15 protein-coding genes are annotated in these 17,927 nt (G+C 62.1%); 14 read left to right on the top strand and 1 reads right to left on the bottom strand.

What is annotated here, in order from left to right; all coding sequences use genetic code 11:
- Nucleotides 1-3 precede the first annotated feature (3 nt).
- Entirely contained in the window at nucleotides 4-621 is a 618-nt protein-coding gene (locus tag HT585_RS26525) for a helix-turn-helix domain-containing protein (RefSeq protein ID WP_176355794.1), read from the bottom strand.
- Between the two features lie 230 nt (nucleotides 622-851).
- On the opposite strand from HT585_RS26525, the gene HT585_RS26520 reads away from it, so the two are divergent.
- The 14 genes from HT585_RS26520 to HT585_RS26455 all read left to right on the top strand — a co-directional run bounded on the left by HT585_RS26520 (nucleotide 852) and on the right by HT585_RS26455 (nucleotide 17,755).
- On the top strand, nucleotides 852-2,429 hold the full coding sequence (locus tag HT585_RS26520) for an ABC transporter substrate-binding protein (protein WP_176355793.1): 1,578 nt from the start codon (nucleotides 852-854) through the stop codon (nucleotides 2,427-2,429).
- Between the two features lie 65 nt (nucleotides 2,430-2,494).
- Nucleotides 2,495-3,436 carry an ABC transporter permease gene (locus tag HT585_RS26515; protein WP_176355792.1) on the top strand — a complete coding sequence of 314 codons (942 nt, stop codon included), beginning with the start codon at nucleotides 2,495-2,497 and terminating at the stop codon, nucleotides 3,434-3,436.
- A complete protein-coding gene (locus HT585_RS26510; protein ID WP_176355791.1) occupies nucleotides 3,433-4,302 on the top strand; it encodes an ABC transporter permease in 870 nt (289 codons plus the stop codon). The genes HT585_RS26515 and HT585_RS26510 overlap by 4 nt, the downstream gene beginning before the upstream one ends.
- A gap of 1 nt (nucleotide 4,303) precedes the next feature.
- A complete protein-coding gene (locus HT585_RS26505) occupies nucleotides 4,304-5,317 on the top strand; it encodes an ABC transporter ATP-binding protein (RefSeq protein WP_176355790.1) in 1,014 nt (337 codons plus the stop codon).
- A complete protein-coding gene (locus HT585_RS26500; RefSeq protein ID WP_176355789.1) occupies nucleotides 5,314-6,327 on the top strand; it encodes an ABC transporter ATP-binding protein in 1,014 nt (337 codons plus the stop codon). The genes HT585_RS26505 and HT585_RS26500 overlap by 4 nt, the downstream gene beginning before the upstream one ends.
- 28 nt (nucleotides 6,328-6,355) lie before the next feature.
- Entirely contained in the window at nucleotides 6,356-8,158 is a 1,803-nt protein-coding gene (locus HT585_RS26495; protein WP_176355788.1) for an aminopeptidase P family protein, read from the top strand.
- 223 nt (nucleotides 8,159-8,381) lie between these two features.
- A complete protein-coding gene (locus HT585_RS26490) occupies nucleotides 8,382-9,113 on the top strand; it encodes a DeoR family transcriptional regulator (RefSeq protein WP_176355787.1) in 732 nt (243 codons plus the stop codon).
- Between the two features lie 180 nt (nucleotides 9,114-9,293).
- Entirely contained in the window at nucleotides 9,294-10,307 is a 1,014-nt protein-coding gene (gene deoC, locus HT585_RS26485; protein WP_176355786.1) for a deoxyribose-phosphate aldolase, read from the top strand.
- Between the two features lie 5 nt (nucleotides 10,308-10,312).
- Nucleotides 10,313-12,697: an aldehyde dehydrogenase family protein gene (locus HT585_RS26480; protein WP_176355785.1), complete on the top strand. Its 2,385-nt coding sequence runs from the start codon at nucleotides 10,313-10,315 to the stop codon at nucleotides 12,695-12,697.
- A 153-nt stretch (nucleotides 12,698-12,850) separates the two neighbouring features.
- A complete protein-coding gene (locus tag HT585_RS26475) occupies nucleotides 12,851-13,306 on the top strand; it encodes an RbsD/FucU family protein (protein ID WP_176355784.1) in 456 nt (151 codons plus the stop codon).
- A 121-nt stretch (nucleotides 13,307-13,427) separates the two neighbouring features.
- A complete protein-coding gene (gene rbsK, locus HT585_RS26470; RefSeq protein WP_176355783.1) occupies nucleotides 13,428-14,360 on the top strand; it encodes a ribokinase in 933 nt (310 codons plus the stop codon).
- Nucleotides 14,357-15,235: a carbohydrate ABC transporter permease gene (locus HT585_RS26465; protein ID WP_176355782.1), complete on the top strand. Its 879-nt coding sequence runs from the start codon at nucleotides 14,357-14,359 to the stop codon at nucleotides 15,233-15,235. The genes rbsK and HT585_RS26465 overlap by 4 nt, the downstream gene beginning before the upstream one ends.
- On the top strand, nucleotides 15,232-16,260 hold the full coding sequence (locus HT585_RS26460) for a carbohydrate ABC transporter permease (protein ID WP_176355781.1): 1,029 nt from the start codon (nucleotides 15,232-15,234) through the stop codon (nucleotides 16,258-16,260). The genes HT585_RS26465 and HT585_RS26460 overlap by 4 nt, the downstream gene beginning before the upstream one ends.
- A gap of 40 nt (nucleotides 16,261-16,300) precedes the next feature.
- A complete protein-coding gene (locus HT585_RS26455; RefSeq protein WP_176355780.1) occupies nucleotides 16,301-17,755 on the top strand; it encodes an ABC transporter substrate-binding protein in 1,455 nt (484 codons plus the stop codon).
- The last annotated feature ends 172 nt before the right edge of the window (nucleotides 17,756-17,927 follow it).

Here is a 17,927-nt window from a genome sequence, read left to right as displayed (position 1 = left end):
CTGTTACTCGGCAATGATGCGCGTGGTGCCGACCCAGAGTTCACGGGCCGGCCCTGCGCCAATGTTGCGGGCGCGGTGCGGCAGGGATGAGGGGAAGTGCAAGGTATCGCCTGCCTTCAGCACGTATTCCTTGCCGTCGATCTCGTAGAGCATTTCGCCCTCGATCAGATAGAGAAAGTCCTCGCCTTCGTGGCTGGTCAGCTCGGACGCGTAGCCGACCGGCATATGGGTGATGCAGCCGTTGAGCTGCGCGCCTGGGAAACCGCGTTCGAGCAGCTCATAGACACGTTCCTTCGTCTCGACATTGTAGCCGCGGCGTTCGCCGGCATGCGACACCATGGAGTGGGCGTGCTGCGGCGGTTGCGACAGGAAGGTATCGACGCTGGTGCCGAGCGCATTGGCGACGTTATAGAGCGAGATCAGTGAGGGGGTGGAAATGCCTCTTTCGATCTGGCTGATGAAGCCCTCGGTCAGGCCGGCTTCGCGCGCGACCTGCTTCATCGTCTTGCCGATTTCCTTGCGGCGGGCCCGCAGCATCTGGCCGATGGTTGCGGCCGCAGGCATGTCGGTGAGGGGGGCGCCGGCATCTGTCACTGGCGCCTCGTCGGTATCGAGAGGCATGATTTTCTTTCCGCTTGACTCGCGTCTGTCGTTGTACTTTAGTCCAGCTAAAGTCGGTTATGCAAGCGGATCAATCCCGCCGCCGACCGCTTTTAAAAGGGGAACAACAACAATGCCCGCGCTGCAATCCAGACGCAAAGAAAAACGTCCGGAAAAATAGGATCCAATATCCAATCAGCGATAGGCGTCGCGCCGGCGCTCGCCGGTCGATCAAACAGGAGGAGTGAGAGATGAAACGTTTGTTGCCAATCTTGCTGGGCGCAGCGCTTGGACTGGCTGCCGCCACGTCGGCGCTCGCTATGGAGCGTGGCGGTGCGATGACCTTTGCCCGCTACGACGATTCCACCGTCATCGACCCTGTTTATGCCGATCGCAATCCCGATCTTTGGATGGTCACCGGTCTCTATGAAACGCTGCTGCGCAACGGCCCTGACGGTTCGATCGTCCCGGGGCTGGCGGAAGGTTATGACGTTGCGGCCGACGGGCTTTCGATCAAGCTCAAGTTGCGCGACGGCCTGAAGTTCTCCGACGGCTCTGCCCTCACCGGCGCCGATGTGGTGTTCTCGCTCGATCGGGCCCGCAATCCCGAACTTGGCCCATGGGCCGGCCTGCTTGGCGCCGTCGACAAGGTCTCGGCCGACGGCAACCAGGTGACGCTGACGCTCAAGAACCCGGACCCGACAATCGTCTCGATTCTGGCAACCTTCAACACCGGCATCATGCCCAAGGCGGCTTTCGAGAAGGCGGCCGGCGCCAACGACCAGGAAAAGGCACGCGCCTTCTTTGAGGCCGGTCCGGTGACGTCAGGTCCCTTCACGATGAAGAGCCGCATGCAGGGCTCGAGCATGACGTTCGAGCGCAATCCCAACTACTGGCGCCCAGGCGCAGACGGCAAGCCGCTGCCCTACCTGGATCAAGTCGATTTTGTCATCATCCCCGACGATGCCACCCGCATTCTCAAGCTTCAGGCCGGCGAAGTCGACGCGGCGGAATTCATTCCCTCCGCCCGTGTGGGTGAGCTCGGTGCCGATCCGGCGCTGAAGATGGAACTCTTCCCCTCGACCCGCATCGTCTATGCGCCGATCAATACACGCGAGACCCGCAAGGACGGCGCCAAGAACCCGCTTGCCGACGTCAAGGTACGTCAGGCGCTGAACTATGCCACTGACAAGAGCATGCTGATCAAGCTCGTCACCTTCGACACCGGCAAGCCGATGACGTCGCTGATGTCGGCGGCCACCCAACTGCATTATGGGCCTGAGCCGCTCTACCCCTACAACCCGGAAAAGGCCAAGCAATTGCTTGACGAAGCCGGCCTCGGCGGCGGCTTCGAAGTGACGTTCACGACGCTTGCCGGCAGCGCCGACGACGCGACCCTGTTCACGGCCCTCCAGCAGATGTGGTCGCCGCTCGGCGTCAACCTCAAGGTCGAGCAGGTCGACAACCCCACGCGCGGCGAAAAGAACCGCTCCGGCGACTTCGACATCCACACCTATGGTTGGGCAAACGATGTCAACGACCCGGCGCAGGTGACCGGCTGGCTCGGCTACTACAAGCAGCGCCAGGCCGTGGGCACGGGGTGGAACAACGCAGAGTTCAACACCCTGTTCGAAGCCTCAAATGTCGAGGTCGATCCGGCCAAGCGCAAGGACGAATACAAGAAGATGCAGGAGATCTACGCCGAAGGCGCGCCGCTGCTCTTCCTGTTCGAAACGCCCTTTGCCGTCGCTGTCTCGAAGTCGATCGAGGGCTATGTGCAGACGCCGCTCGGTGCGAACGATTTCTCCGAGGCCTGGCGGGCCAAGTGACCACAGCCTGAATTCACGAGGTCGGGTGGCAAGCGCTGCCCGGCATCGCACACAAGGTTCAATCCATGCCTTCCCTATCCTATCTTCTGGCGCGGTTGCTGCAGATCATCCCGACCTTTCTTCTGGTCATGATCTTCATCTTCCTGCTTGTCCGCCTGCTGCCCGGCGACCCTGCGATTGCCATGGCCGAGGCTAAGGCCACCGACGCCCAACTTGAGCAGATCCGCCACAATCTCGGTCTCGACCAGCCGCTGCCGATCCAGTTTCTGGTTTTCGTCAAGAACACGCTGACTGGAGATCTCGGCCGTTCGATCATGCTGAAGGCACCGGTCACCGAGATCATCCTCGACCGCCTGCCGACCACGATCTTCCTCGCGCTCTATTCCGTGCTGTTGGCCATCTGCCTTGCCGGTCCGCTGGCGTTTCTTGCAGCCGCGCGGGTCAACAGTGCCGTCGACGTCACGATCCGCAGCGTCTTCCAGGTCGGACTGTCGATGCCGGTCTTTTACATCGGTCTGGTGCTCTTGACGGTGCTGGCCGCCCAAATGCGCTGGTTTCCCGTCGGCGGCTACGGGACGAGCTTTCTCGACAATCTTCATCATCTGATGCTGCCGGCGCTCAGCGTCGCGCTCTACACCTCGGCCATTATCCTTCGCAATCTCAGGGCCTCGCTGATCGAGGTTCTCGATGCCGACTACGTGCAGTTCGCACGCGCCAAGGGGCTTTCGCGGCGTATCGTCATGACGAGGCATGTCCTGCGCAACGCGCTGGTTTCGACCGTGACGCTGCTTGGCCTTTCCATCGGCAACCTGATGAGCGGAACGCTGGTCACCGAGACGGTCTTTGCGGTGCCGGGCGTCGGCCGGCTGATGCTGGAGGCGATCTTCGCCAGGGATTACCCGCTGATCCAGGGGCTGACTCTCACCTTCGCTGTGCTCGTCTCCGTCGTCTTCCTGCTGACGGATATCGTGCAATCCTGGCTCGATCCGAGGCTTCGTCAGTCATGAGCATCGTCGTGCAATCCTCCACGCGCAAGGCCGGCCGTATTGGCGCCTTCCTTGGCCGGGCCTTCTCGCGGCCATCTTTCGTTATCGGTTTTGCGATCCTGGCGCTGTCGATCGCACTGGCACTGTTCCCGCAGGTGCTCGCGCCCTACGATCCGCTCGCCTTCGACCTCAGCGCGATCCAGCAGGGGCCAAGCCTCGTCCATCCCTTCGGCACCGACAATTTCGGACGTGACGTGCTCTCGCGCGTCATCTGGGCCTATCGCGTCGACATGCAGATGGCGTTCTTCGCGACGATCTTCGCATTGCTGATCGGGGTCACGGTCGGCGCATTGGTCGGTTACTATGGCGGCATCGCCGACACCATTTTCGGCCGCTGTGTCGATGCGATCATCACCTTTCCCTTCCTCGTCCTGGTCATCGCCATCGTCGCCGTGCTCGGGCCGGGCCTCGTCAACATGTATGTGGCGATCACGGCGGTGAACTGGGTCTATTATGCCCGTCTGACTCGGGCCGAGATCATGGCGCAGAAGGCCAACGACTATGCCGCTGCCGGCCGGGTCCTCGGTTACTCCGACCGGCGCATCATCTTCCGACATCTGCTTCCCAACGCGACCTCGCCGATCATCGTCTATTGGATGACGGATATGGCGCTCGCCATCCTGCTTGGTTCGTCGCTCGGCTATCTCGGCCTCGGCGCCCAGCCTCCGGCTGCCGAATGGGGTGTCCTCATCGCTGAAGGCCGCAACTTCCTGCTGACCGCCTGGTGGATGAGCCTGATGCCGGGCATCGCTATCGTGCTCACCGGCCTCGGCTTCAGCCTCGTCGGCGACGCCCTTGCCGATCTGCTCCGACCGAAAGGGCGCTGACATGCACCAGATTGAGAAAGAAACGGTTCTGGACGTCCGGGGCCTGCGCACGGAGTTTGGCCTCGCCGAGTGCCCGCTGGTCGCCGTCGACGATGTATCGTTTCAGGTGAAGGCAGGCGAGATCCTCGGGCTTGTCGGCGAATCCGGGTCGGGCAAGAGCATTACTTTGCGCTCGATCCTCGGCATTGTCCGGCCGCGCGGTCGCGTGTGGGGTGAAATCCTCTGGAAGGGCAGGGACCTGGTGCCGCTCGACGAGGCGGCCTTGCGGCGGGTGCGCGGGCGTGAAATCGCGATGATCTTTCAGGAGCCGATGTCGTCGTTGAACCCATTGTTGACCGTCGGTTTGCAGATCTCGGAGAACCTGGCCGCTCATACCGATCTGAATTCGAAGGAGCGCAAAGCCCGCGCGATCGAACTGCTCGACATGGTCGGCATTCCCGCAGCACGCAATCGGCTTGGCGACTATCCGCACGAATTTTCCGGCGGCATGCGGCAGCGGGTGATGATCGCGATTGCCCTTGCCTCCAACCCGCAATTGCTTTTGGCCGATGAGCCGACGACGGCGCTTGACGTGACCATCCAGGACCAGATCTTGCGGCTCATCCAGGCGCTCAGTCGCGATCTCGGCATGGCCGTGATCCTCGTCACCCACGACATGGGCGTGGTGGCGGAGACCTGCGACCGTGTGGCGGTGATGTATGGCGGCCGGCTCTGCGAGACCGGCCTGACGGCTGATGTCATCGCAGATGCCCGGCATCCCTATTCGCTCGGACTTCTGCGTTCGATCCCGCGCGACGTCGCGCCGCGCACGCCGCTCTATTCCATCCCCGGTGCGCCGCCGTCACTCAACGCCTTGCCGGCCGGCTGTGCATTTACGGCGCGCTGTCCTGTGGCCGGGCCGGAATGCCGCGATGTTCGGCCGAGCCTCGAAACCACCGGAAGACAGCGTCAGGTCGCCTGCCATCACCGCGAGGAAGCCCTCATTCATTTCAGCGCACGGGAGGCTGCGCAATGAGCCGATCAAGCCATCAGGCGGCGACGCCGCTGCTTTCCATCCACGATCTCCACATGCGGTTCGAGAAGCGCCGGTCCTTATCGGACATGCTTGCCGGCCGTCCGCGACAGGTCGTCTCGGCCCTGAACGGTGTCGATCTCGACGTGATGCCGGCAGAAACCCTGGGGATCGTCGGCGAGTCCGGTTGCGGCAAGTCGACGCTCGCGCGCTGCATCGCCGGTCTCAACCGGCCGACATCGGGCGATATCCGCTTTGAAGGCGAGAGCGTCATCGATCTCAAGGGCGCCAAACGACGCGGCTACAACAAGCGCGTCCAGATGATGTTCCAGGATCCCTACACCTCACTCAATCCGCGCATGACGGTGCGCGACACGCTACGGGAAGCGATCACTGTCCACCATATGCGCGAGGGTGCGGGCGTCGACCGTCGCGTCGATGAACTGCTCGATCTGGTGCGGTTGCCTGACGGCGCCGCCGACAAGTATCCGCACGAATTTTCCGGTGGGCAACGCCAGCGCATCGGCATCGCGCGGGCGCTTTCGCTGGAGCCAACCTGCCTTGTTGCCGACGAACTGGTTTCGGCACTCGACGTTTCCGTCCAGGCGCAGGTCGTCAATCTGCTGCTGGAGTTGCAGGACAACCTTGGACTGATGGTGCTGTTCGTTGCCCATGACCTCAGGCTGGTGCGCCACGTCTCCCATCGTGTTGCCGTGATTTATCTCGGTGCTATCGTCGAGATCGCTCCCTCAGAGGCGCTCTTCTCCAAGCCGATGCACCCCTACTCGCAGGCGTTGCTGGCGGCAGCCCCTTCGCTCGATCCGACGGCGCGACGCCGGGCGCCGGCGCTCTCCGGCGAGTTGCCGAGCCCGCTCGACATTCCTCCAGGTTGCCCTTTCCACGTCCGTTGCCCGCACGCCACCGCGCTATGCCGACAGGAGAAACCGACGCTGCGGCCGGTCGGACCCGGCATGACTGCCTGTCACTTCGCCGAAACGATCGCCGGCGCGTGAAAACTATTATTCAATAGGGAAAGACCACATGACATCGAAAGACGGGCCGGATACCTCCAGCCGGATAGAGGCCCTGCGCCGGAAACTCGACGAGCAGGGACTGGACGGCTACGTTATCCCACGGTTCGACGAACATCAGGGCGAATATTGCGCGCCGCATGACAACAGGCTCGCCTTCGTCACCGGCTTCAACGGATCGGCAGGCGTTGCGATCGTCATGCGCGACCGCGCAGCCATCTTCGTCGATGGCCGCTATCAGGTGCAGGTTCGGCAGGAGATCGATGTCGACAGCCTCGCCATCGAGCATTTTTACGATGCCCCCTTGAAGGACTGGCTGCGGAAGAACCTGCGCAAGGGCGAACGCGTCGGTTTCAACTCCTTGCTGCTGCCATCGACCTGGGACAGCGACTGCGGCCAGTCCGTTGCGGCCGCCGGCGCCGAATGGATTGCCGTGACCGATGATCTCGTCGATGCGATCTGGTCGGACCAGCCCGAGAAGCCGCTCGGCAATGTCATTGCCCTGTCGCGCGACTATGCAGGCGAAAGCGTCGCCGACAAGAAACGCCGCATCGGCCAGATGCTGGCGGAGCAGGGCGCCGACGTCCTGATCGAGGCGCAGCCCGACAACATCGCCTGGTTCCTGAATGTTCGCGGCCGCGACGTCGCTTTCAACCCGATGCCACAATCCTTCATGATCGCCGACAGGGATGGCCAGGTCGAATGGCTGGTCGATCACCGTAAGCTGCCGAATGATCTCTCAGACTTCGAACTCGATGGGGTGGCAATGTCCGAGCCCGATCTGTTGCTCGCTCGGGTCCGCACCGCGACCGCCGGGCGGGTGGCGCTCATCGATCCCGGCTTCGCACCATCGGCAGTCGCCCACGCGACGCGCGAGGCCGGCGGCAGCGTGCGCCTCTCGCGCAGCCCGATCACGCTTGCCAAGATGCTGAAGAACCCTGTCGAACTCTCCGGCTTTCGCGACTGCCATCGCCATGATGGCGCCGCGTGGATCAGGTTCTTCGCATGGCTGGAGGCCAATGCCGCAGAGCGCGAGGAGGGCGGGCGTCCGGTGACCGAACTGGAAGCGGAGGATCGCATCCTCGACTTCCGCCAGATGGAGCAGACCTTCGTCGAGCCGAGCTTCCGCACGATCTCGGCGGCTGCCGGCAACGCTGCCATGTGTCATTATGCAGCCACCGCCAAGAGCGATGCACCGATCACCTCGCATGGCGTCTATCTGCTCGATTCCGGCGGGCAGTATTATACCGGCACCACGGATGCGACACGCACGACAGCGATCGGGCCAGTCTGCGATGAGATCCGCCGCGCCTATACGGCCGTCCTCAAGGGGCTGATCTCCATGGTTTCGCTCAAATTTCCGAAGGGGACCTACGGCCATCAGCTCGACGCTTTCGCACGCCGTCCGCTCTGGGATCTCGGCCTCGACTACGATCACGGCACCGGTCACGGTGTCGGTCACTTCCTGTCGGTGCACGAGCAGCCGCAGCGCTTCGACCGACGCGTCAACGAAATCGAATTGCGGCCAGGCATGGTAACGACCATCGAGCCTGGCTACTATAAGGCCGGGGAATATGGCATCCGCATCGAGAACCAGGTGGAAGTCATCGACGATGGCGACGGCTTCATGAGCTTTCGCAGCCTGACGCTGGTGCCGATCGATCTGCGGCTCGCAGATATCAAGCTCATGAGCGAAGCCGAGCGGCAGTGGATCGACGCCTATCATTGGCGCGTTGCCAGGACCATGGAAGGGCTGCTCGATCCGGCGACGGATGCCTGGCTGGCAGCAAGGACGGCACCGATCGGCAAATAGCCGAACGAAAAGCGGCGGCCGGGAATGGATCTGCCGCCCTTGGCGTTCTCAATGTGAAGATTTGGACGACGGAGGCTTGCGATGCGGTCTCCGTCGTTTGCGTTCGCTGACCCGTGTGAAGTTACTTGCCTAATAACGACTCTTTGTGATAATTGTCACAAATATTGTTCGACCACTTCAGCTGCGATGCACTGGTTCGGACGACCGGACATACGGAACGATCATGGCCAGCCGCAAGACATCCCGCATCATTCAACTCGCCGACGCGCTCTCGGGCCGTCGCGTTCTTCATCTGCGCGACGCCGCAGCCTTGCTCGGGGTCTCCGAGATGACCGTTCGGCGCGACGTCGCCGATAATCCGGGGCAATTCACCTTCTTGGGCGGCCATATCGTACCGGCGGGCGAGATGGATGGCGATATGCCGTATGAGTTGGCGCGGGAGGCCGACAGCCATGCAGCCGCAAAGCGCGAAGCCTGTATTCATGCTGCCCAGCACATCCGTCCGGACGAAACCATCTTTATCGATTGCGGGACGACCCTTGAATATCTTGTCGATCTCATTCCAGAAAATTATTCAATTACTGCAGTATGTTACTCGTTGAACGTCGCGGACAGGCTGACGCGGAAGCCCAATGTCCGCATCGTCATGCTCGGCGGTGTCTATCATCCGGCATCAGCGTCGTTTTCGGGAAATTCCGGGCTCGAAACGCTCGATTCACTTGGGATCAATGTCGCCTTTCTTTCAGCTGCAGGCGTAGACCCCGGACGTGGTGCAACCTGCGTGCATTTTCACGAGGTGGCGGTGAAGCAGAAGGTGATCTCGCTGGCGCGCGAAAGCCATCTCGTTGTCGACCTGAGCAAGATCGGCAAGCTGAAGCCCGCTTTCTTTGCGCCGATGAACGTCTTTCGCTCGGTGATCACCGAGGACGGCGACACGCTCTTTCCGGCGGTCTGACGCTTCGCCGAGAAAATGACAGGATTCCATCGAAACGCGATCGTGGCGCTTGACACTTTCCACATCTGATGGAATGCTAACAAAAATACGATAGAAAAATAACAAAAAGAGAATCGCCGCCGCCATGGATAACAGCCATGGTATCGTGCTGCGATGTCAGGGAGTTCGAGGAGCAATCGCTTGGAAGACCTTGCTGTGAAGAATGTGGCCGTGAAAAGCGTGCCGCCCGTGGCCTCGAGCCACAACTGGCCGCGCAACGACGGCACGGAGCTCGATCTCGGTTGGGTGGTCGACCAGCGCATCAATCTGTCAGCCGCCGAGCGGCGCGTGGCGACGCTGCCGGGCCGCCGGACGGTGAAAAAGGACGCTCAGGCCGCATGGCTTTTGAAGGCCGTGACCTGCATCGATCTGACGACGCTCAATGGCGACGACACGGCGGAACGCGTCAAGCGGCTCTGCGCCAAGGCGCGCCAGCCGGTGCGCCAGGACATTCTCGAAGCGCTTGGCATGGGCAATCGTGGTATCACCACCGGCGCCGTCTGCGTCTATCACCGTTTCGTTTCGACCGCTGTCGAGGCGCTCGAAGGTTCAGGCATACCGGTTGCCGCCGTCTCCACCGGCTTTCCCGCCGGTCTCATCCCGCACGACGTCAAGCTGCGCGAGATCGAGGCTTCGGTTGCCGATGGCGCCAAGGAAATCGACATCGTCATCACCCGCGAGCATGTGCTGACAGGCAACTGGCAGGCACTCTATGACGAGATGCGCGATTTCCGTGCCGCCTGCGGCGATGCGCATGTCAAGGCGATCCTGGCGACCGGCGACCTGAAGACGCTGCGCAATGTTGCCCGCGCCTCGCTCGTCTGCATGATGGCGGGCGCCGACTTCATCAAGACCTCCACCGGCAAGGAAGGCGTCAACGCCACCCTCTTGGTGACGCTGGTGATGCTGCGCATGATCCGGGCCTATCAGGAGCGCACCGGCATCAAGGTCGGTTACAAGCCGGCCGGCGGCATTTCGGCCGCCAAGGATATCCTCAACTACCAGTTCCTAATGAAGGACGAACTCGGTCGCGAATGGCTGGAGCCGGATCTGTTCCGCATCGGTGCATCGAGTCTGCTCGGCGACATCGAGCGCCAACTCGAGCATCACGTGACCGGCGCCTACTCGGCCCTCAACCGACACCCGATTGGATGATCCCGATGACCGTCGCAAGGTATTTTGACGAAATGTCCTATGGTCCCGCACCGGAAGCCGATACCGAGGCCCGCCAATGGCTGGCGCGCCACAACGGCGAGTTCGGCCACTTCATCAACGGTGCATTTGTTGCGCCATCCTCCGGCAAGACCTTCGAGAGCCATGAGCCTGCAACCGGCGCGCTGCTGGCGAAGCTCGCCCTCGGCAATGCCAAGGACGTGGATGACGCGGTCGCCGCCGCACGCAAAGCGCAAGGTCCCTGGGCCAAACTGCCGGGCCATGCCCGTGCCCGCCACCTCTATGCTCTTGCCCGCATGATCCAGCGCCATGCGCGGCTGATCGCGGTGGTCGAAGCGATCGACAATGGCAAGCCGGTCCGCGAGACGCGCGATATCGACATTCCACTCGCTGCCCGTCACTTCTACCATCATGCCGGCTGGGCGCAGCTGCAGGAGACCGAGTTTGCCGATCAGGTGCCGGTCGGCGTCGTCGGTCAGGTCATCCCCTGGAATTTCCCGTTCCTGATGCTCGCGTGGAAGGTCGCTCCGGCCCTGGCGCTGGGCAACACCGTCATCCTCAAGCCGGCCGAGTTCACGCCGCTGACGGCGCTGCTGTTTGCAGAGCTCGCCGCTGCCGCCGGCCTGCCGGCGGGTGTGCTCAATGTCGTGACCGGCGAGGGCGAAACCGGAGCATTGATTGTCGAGCACGCGGATATCGACAAGATCGCCTTTACCGGTTCGACCGAAGTCGGCCGCCTGATCCGCGAGAAGACGGCTGGCACCGGCAAGTCGCTGACGCTCGAACTCGGCGGCAAGTCGCCGTTCATCGTCTTTGACGACGCCGACATCGATGGCGCCGTTGAAGGCGTGGTCGATGCGATCTGGTTCAACCAGGGCCAGGTCTGCTGCGCCGGCTCGCGGCTGCTGGTGCAGGAAGGTGTTGCACCTCTCTTCTACGAACGCCTGACGCGGCGCATGCAGAGCCTGCGCGTTGGCCATCCGCTCGACAAAGCAATCGACATGGCGGCGATCGTCGCGCCGGTTCAATTGCAGCGCATCGAGAGCCTGGTCGCCAAGGGCGTGGCCGAAGGCGCCAAGCTCCACCAGCCTGACATCGAGCTGCCCAAGGGCGGAAGCTTCTACCCGCCGACCTTGCTCACCAATGTGCAGCCGACATCGATTGTCGCGACCGAGGAGATCTTTGGTCCCGTCGCCGTGTCGATGACCTTCCGTACCCCGGAAGAGGCTATCCAGCTCGCCAACCATTCCCGCTACGGTCTTGCGGCAAGTGTGTGGAGCGAGACGATCGGTCTGGCGCTCAACGTCGCTGCCAAGCTCGCAGCGGGCGTCGTCTGGGTGAACGCCACCAATCTGTTCGATGCTGCGGCTGGTTTCGGCGGCAAGCGCGAATCCGGCTTCGGCCGCGAGGGCGGCCGCGAAGGCTGCTACGAGTATCTGAAGCCCAAGGCGTGGGCGGGTCGCAAGCTGCGCGCAGCGCCAGGAGAACCGGTCTTGAAGCAGGCCACCGGCGATTTCTCGGCTCCGTCGCTCGATCGCACGGCGAAGCTTTTCATCGGCGGCAAGCAAGCGCGCCCTGACGGCAACTATTCGCGTCCCGTGCTTTCGCCCAAGGGCAAGGTCATCGGTGAAGTCGGAGAGGGCAACCGCAAGGATATCCGAAACGCCGTGGTTGCTGCGCATGCGGCTTCCGGATGGGCGTCGGCGACATCGCACAATCGGGCGCAGATCCTCTACTACATCGCCGAAAATCTCAGCGGCCGGGCCGATGAGTTTGCCAACCGCATTTCCGCGATGACCGGCGTATCGGCAGCCGGTGCGAAGGCCGAGGTCGAGGCGTCGATATCCAGGCTCTTCAGCTACGGCGCTTGGGCTGACAAGTACGAGGGCGTGGTCCATCAGCCGCCGTTGCGGGGCGTCGCACTCGCGATGCCTGAAGCGATCGGCGTCGTCGGCGTCATCTGCCCGACGGAAGCGCCGCTGCTCGGCTTCATCAGCCTGGTGGCGCCGTTGATTGCCACCGGCAACCGCGTCGTCGCGGTACCGAGCGAACAGCATCCGCTGGCAGCCACCGACTTCTATTCGATCCTCGAAACGTCCGACGTTCCGGCAGGTGTCGTCAACATCGTCACCGGTTCGGCGATGGAACTGGCGAAGACACTGGCAAGCCACAACGACGTCGATGCGCTCTGGGCCTTCGGCACGCAGGAGCTTTCGACCGTCGTCGAGAAGCTCTCGGCTGGCAATTTGAAGCGGACCTTCGTCGACTATGGCAAGGCGACCGATTGGTTCGATCGCTTCGCAGCCGAAGGGCAAGCCTATCTGCGTCGCGCGACGGACGTGAAGAACATCTGGATCCCTTACGGGGAGTAAGGAATCCAGATCCCGGGGCGGGGGGAGCCGGCCCGGGAATGCAGCGACTGCAACGTTGCAAGATCTATTTGGGAGAAGGTGGCGCCGACAGCGCGTCACCGAGTTTCGCGCCACTCGAAAGCATGCGAGCCGGCGTCTGGAGGAGGGTTGTCTATGCTGAAGAATCTGGACCCGGCACTCAACGCCGATGTTTTGCACGCGCTTCGCTCCATGGGGCACGGCGACACGCTGGTCATTTCCGATACCAATTTCCCGTCCGATGCGATTGCCAGGCAGACCACACTCGGCAAACTTTTGCGGATCGACAATGTCTCTGCAGCGCGCGCCGTGAAGGCGGTTCTGTCGGTGCTTCCGCTCGACACGCCGCTGCAGCCATCGGCAGGCCGCATGGAGATCATGGGTGCGCCGACGGAAATTCCTGGCGTGCAGCAGGAAGTCCAGGCCGAAATCGATCGTGCCGAGGGCAAGCCCGCGCCGATGTACGGCATTGAACGCTTCGCCTTCTATGAAGAAGCCAAGAAGGCCTATTGCGTCATTACCACCGGTGAAACGCGCTTTTATGGCTGCTTCCTTTTCACCAAGGGCGTCATTCCGCCTGAAAATGCCTAGCTGACAAACGTTAGCCTGCGCATCGGCTCTCAGAGCTGGGCGTCATAACATCTTGAACGCGTGAAATTTATCTTGGATCGCCGCTTCGCCTTTGGCAGCGGCGTGACCAGGGGAGGCAGGAATGAAGGTTGGTGTTTCGATCCTCGGGATCTTTGTTGCCGATACGGCCTATCTGGCGCGGCGCATGCCGGTTGTCGGCGAAACGATTACCGGCAGCGGCTTCTCGGTCGGCCCAGGCGGCAAGGGATCGAACCAGGCGGTTGCAGCCGCACGTGCCGGTAGTCCGGTGTCCTTCATCTCGAAAATCGGACGCGACACCTTCGGCGACATGGCGCTTCGCACCTATGCCGAGGCGGGCGTGACCCCGAAAATCGTCCAGATGGACGACTTGCCGACCGGCGCCGCCTTCATCTACGTCAACGATCAGAATGGCGAGAACGCCATCATCGTCTATCCCGGTGCCGCCGGCTCGATCGGAATCGACGATGTCGAGGCGGCGCGGGATACAATCGAAGCATCGCGCATCTTCGTCACGCAACTGGAGCAGCCTGCGGCCGCCGCCCAGCGAGCGCTGGAAATTGCACATGCGGCAGGCGTGGTGACCGTTTTCAATCCGGCGCCGGCAGAACCCTTCCCGGATGCGATCTATCCGCTTTGCGACTACATCGTGCCGAACGAGACCGAAGCGGCGGCACTGGTCGGATTTGCTCTTGCCACGGCTGACGATGCGCGGCGGGCGGGTGACGCCCTTCTGAGGAAGGGCGCAAGGTCGGCACTGATCACGCTCGGTGAAAGAGGCGTTCTTCTCCACAATCAGAGCCAGTCCGTTTTCGTCCCGGCGATGGCAAGCGGTCCGGTGATCGACACGACCGGTGCGGGCGATGCTTTCGTCGGCGGGTTTTCAGCAGCCTTGGCACGGGGGCTGGCGCCGGTGGATGCGGCGCGCTTCGGCTGCGCGACGGCCGGGATTTCGGTCACCCGCCGCGGCACGGCCCCTGCAATGCCGACGCTTGGCGAGATCGAAGCTCTCCTTGCGCAAGGGGCGGCCGCATGACGACGCGCAACGACCCGATCAAACACTTTTTCATCTGGCCGGCCCTGATCATCGTTCTGGTGATCTCCATCTTTCCGTTGGTCTATTCGCTGACCACGAGCTTCATGAGCATGCGCCTCGTGCCGCCAATGCCGGCGCGTTTCGTCGGCTTCGGCAATTATGCGGATCTCCTGCAGAACCCCCGGTTCTGGCACGTGGCCGGAACGACGACGCTGATCGCCTTCATCTCCGTCGGCCTGCAATATGTGATCGGCCTTTCCGTCGCGCTTGCGCTCAATTCCCGGGTGCCGGGCGAGGGCATCTTTCGCGTCAGCTTTCTCCTGCCGATGCTGGTTGCTCCCGTCGCCGTGGCGCTGATCGCCCGCCAGGTGCTCAACCCGACGATGGGCCCGCTCAACGAATTGATGAGCGCCCTCGGTTTCCCCAATCTGCCGTTCCTGACGCAGACGAGCTGGGCGCTCGGCTCGATCATCGCCGTCGAGGTCTGGCAATGGACGCCGTTTGTCATCCTGATGCTGCTGGCCGGGTTGCAGACACTGCCCGATGATGTCTACGAGGCCGCGGCTCTGGAGAATGCGACGCCCTGGCAACAGTTCCGCGACATCACCTTTCCGATGCTGTTGCCCATCTCCGTCGCCGTCGTCTTCATCCGGCTGATCGAAAGCTACAAGATTATCGATACCGTGTTCGTGATGACGGGAGGCGGACCTGGGATCTCGACCGAGACGCTGACGCTCTTTGCCTACCAGGAGGGCTTCAAGAAGTTCAATCTCGGCTACACCTCGGCGCTGTCGTTCCTGTTCCTGATCGTCATCACGGTGATCGGCCTCGTCTATCTCGCCATCCTCAAACCGTATCTGGAGAAGCACAAATGAGCGTGCGCACTCTCAAGGGAAAGCGGCGCTGGATCGCGCTTGGCGGCTGCCTTGTCTGGCTCGCCATCACGTTCTTTCCGCTCTATTGGGTCCTGATCACATCGTTCAAGACACCGATCGCGGTGGTCGGCGGCCCGACCTATCTGCCCTTCGTCGATTTCGAGCCGAGCCTGACGGCCTGGCGCGAGTTGCTGTCCGGTCAGCGGGGCCAGTTCTTCAACACGTTCCTGGCCTCGACGATCATCGGCCTTTCGGCATCGGTTCTCGCGACGGGCATCGGTGCGATGGCGGCCTATGCGCTGGTGCGCTTCACCTTCCGCTTCCGGCTGCTGTCGGCGCTGATCTTCATCGTCATCGCCTTCGGCGGCTTCCTGCTCGGTCGCAATGCGCTCGGCTTCGGGCAGGGGATCTCGCTGATCTATGCCTTCATCGCCGCCCTGGCGCTGGCGGTTCTCTCCAGCCGCTTCCGGCTGCCGGGACCCGAACTCGGCAACAACGACATCGTCTTCTGGTTCGTGAGCCAGCGCATGTTCCCGCCGATCGTGGCCGCCTTCGCGCTCTATCTGATGTACACCGAGATGGGCAAACTCGGCTTCAAGCTGGTCGATAGCTACATTGGCCTGACCTTTGCCTACATCGCCTTCTCGCTACCGATCGTTATCTGGCTGATGCGCGACTTCTTCGAGGCGCTGCCTGTCGAGGTCGAAGAGGCCGCCATGGTCGACAACGTGCCCACATGGCGCATCTTCTTCGGCATCGTGCTGCCGATGTCGAAGCCGGGGCTGATCGCGACCTTCATGATCACGCTTGCCTTCGTGTGGAACGAGTTCCTTTTCGCGCTGTTCCTGACGAATTCAAGATGGCAGACGCTGCCGATCCTCGTTGCCGGCCAGAACAGCCAGCGCGGCGACGAGTGGTGGGCAATTTCCGCAGCTGCCCTGGTGGCGATCATTCCGATGATGGTCATGGCCGGGCTTCTCAGCCGGCTCATGCGCTCCGGCCTGCTGCTGGGGGCGATCAAGTAACGACCTGTTTTCGGCAACAATTCATTCAAGGGAGGAACGAATGAGGAAACTGCTACTGACATCAGCGTCGCTGGGTGTTCTTGCCATGGCAAGCACCGGCACGGCACTCGCATGCGACCCCGACTATTCCGGCGTCGAACTGACGGCGACCACACAGACCGGGCCCTATATCGCGTCCGCGCTGCAACTTGCGGCCAAGGGGTGGGAGGAAAAGACCTGCGGCAAGGTGAAGGTTGTCGAGTTTCCGTGGTCGGAACTCTACCCGAAGATCGTCACGTCCCTGACATCGGGTGAAGATGCCTTTGACGTCATCGCCTTTGCGCCGGCCTGGGCGCCCGACTTTACCGATTTCCTGTCGGAAATGCCCGCTGACATGCAGAAGGGCGCCGACTGGGAAGATATCGCGCCTGTTTATCGCGAGCAGTTGATGGTCTGGAACGGCAAGATCCTGTCTCAGACGATGGACGGCGACGCCCACACCTACAGCTATCGCATCGACCTGTTCGAAAACGCCGACAACCAGAAGGCCTTCAAGGACAAGTACGGCTACGATCTCGCGCCGCCCAAGACCTGGAAGCAGTATCTCGACATCGCCGAGTACTTCAACCAGCCCACCAACAACCTGTGGGGAACGGCGGAAGCCTTCCGTCGCGGTGGCCAGCAGTTCTGGTTCCTCTTCAGTCACGTCGCCGGCTACACCAGCCATCCCGACAATCCGGGCGGCATGTTCTTCGACCCGGACACGATGGATGCACAGGTCAACAATCCGGGTTGGGTCCGCGGCCTCGAGGAATATATCCGCGCATCGAAGCTCGCTCCGCCGAACGCCCTCAACTTCTCCTTCGGCGAAGTGAACGCGGCCTTTGCCGGCGGCCAGGTCGCCGAGTCGATCGGCTGGGGCGATACCGGCGTCATCGGCGCAGATCCGAAACAGTCGAAGGTGGCAGGCAGTGTCGGCTCGGCACCGTTGCCGGGCTCGGATGAAATCTGGAACTACAAGACCAAGAAGTGGGACAAGTTCGACCACGTCGTGCAGACTTCCTTCATGGCCTTTGGCGGCTGGCAGGCGGCGGTGCCCGTATCGTCCACCAAGCAGGAAGCGGCCTGGAACTACATACAGTATCTGTCGAGCCCTGCCGTCTCCGGCCAGGCGGCAATCACCGGCGGTACCGGCGTGAATCCCTACCGCATCTCGCACACGACCAATCTCGATCTCTGGTCGAAGATCTTCTCCGAGCGTGAAGCCAAGGAATATCTGGGTGCGCAGAAGGAAGCGGTGACCGCGAAGAACATCGCCCTCGATATGCGTTTGCCGGGCTATTTCTCCTACACCGAAGTGCTCGAGATCGAGCTCTCCAAGGCGCTTGCCGGAGAGGTCACGCCGCAACAGGCGCTCGATAGCGTCGCCGATCAGTGGAACAAGCTGACGGACGAGTTCGGTCGCGACAAGCAGCTTGCTGCCTATCGCGCATCGATGGGCTTGCCGCAGAAGTAAGATGATCGGCAGCCCGCTCCGAAACGATCGGGGCGGGCTTCCAATCGGTGCAGCCGGCTCAAACCGGACGCAGATATGCTACAGCGCCACGCGCCAAATATGACGCGCCACTGACGCTGTAGCGCTTGAAACCTGCTGCATAATTCCATCCTAAAATCGGTGAGGAATTGTG

The sequence above is a fragment of the Ensifer oleiphilus genome (assembly GCF_013371465.1).
Classification (GTDB): Bacteria; Pseudomonadota; Alphaproteobacteria; order Rhizobiales; family Rhizobiaceae; genus Ensifer; species Ensifer oleiphilus.
Note: the sequence above shows the minus strand (reverse complement) of the source record. Positions and strands in the feature narration are given on the sequence as shown.

Coding starts and splice junctions, on each gene's coding strand:
- HT585_RS26500 (WP_176355789.1), top strand. CDS start 5,314: ATGAGCCGATCAAGCCATCAGGCGGCGACGCCGCTGCTTTCCATCCAC.
- HT585_RS26510 (WP_176355791.1), top strand. CDS start 3,433: ATGAGCATCGTCGTGCAATCCTCCACGCGCAAGGCCGGCCGTATTGGC.
- HT585_RS26525 (WP_176355794.1), bottom strand. CDS start 621: ATGCCTCTCGATACCGACGAGGCGCCAGTGACAGATGCCGGCGCCCCC.
- HT585_RS26495 (WP_176355788.1), top strand. CDS start 6,356: ATGACATCGAAAGACGGGCCGGATACCTCCAGCCGGATAGAGGCCCTG.
- rbsK (WP_176355783.1), top strand. CDS start 13,428: ATGAAGGTTGGTGTTTCGATCCTCGGGATCTTTGTTGCCGATACGGCC.
- HT585_RS26505 (WP_176355790.1), top strand. CDS start 4,304: ATGCACCAGATTGAGAAAGAAACGGTTCTGGACGTCCGGGGCCTGCGC.
- HT585_RS26475 (WP_176355784.1), top strand. CDS start 12,851: ATGCTGAAGAATCTGGACCCGGCACTCAACGCCGATGTTTTGCACGCG.
- HT585_RS26480 (WP_176355785.1), top strand. CDS start 10,313: ATGACCGTCGCAAGGTATTTTGACGAAATGTCCTATGGTCCCGCACCG.
- HT585_RS26520 (WP_176355793.1), top strand. CDS start 852: ATGAAACGTTTGTTGCCAATCTTGCTGGGCGCAGCGCTTGGACTGGCT.
- HT585_RS26455 (WP_176355780.1), top strand. CDS start 16,301: ATGAGGAAACTGCTACTGACATCAGCGTCGCTGGGTGTTCTTGCCATG.
- HT585_RS26465 (WP_176355782.1), top strand. CDS start 14,357: ATGACGACGCGCAACGACCCGATCAAACACTTTTTCATCTGGCCGGCC.
- HT585_RS26460 (WP_176355781.1), top strand. CDS start 15,232: ATGAGCGTGCGCACTCTCAAGGGAAAGCGGCGCTGGATCGCGCTTGGC.
- HT585_RS26490 (WP_176355787.1), top strand. CDS start 8,382: ATGGCCAGCCGCAAGACATCCCGCATCATTCAACTCGCCGACGCGCTC.
- HT585_RS26515 (WP_176355792.1), top strand. CDS start 2,495: ATGCCTTCCCTATCCTATCTTCTGGCGCGGTTGCTGCAGATCATCCCG.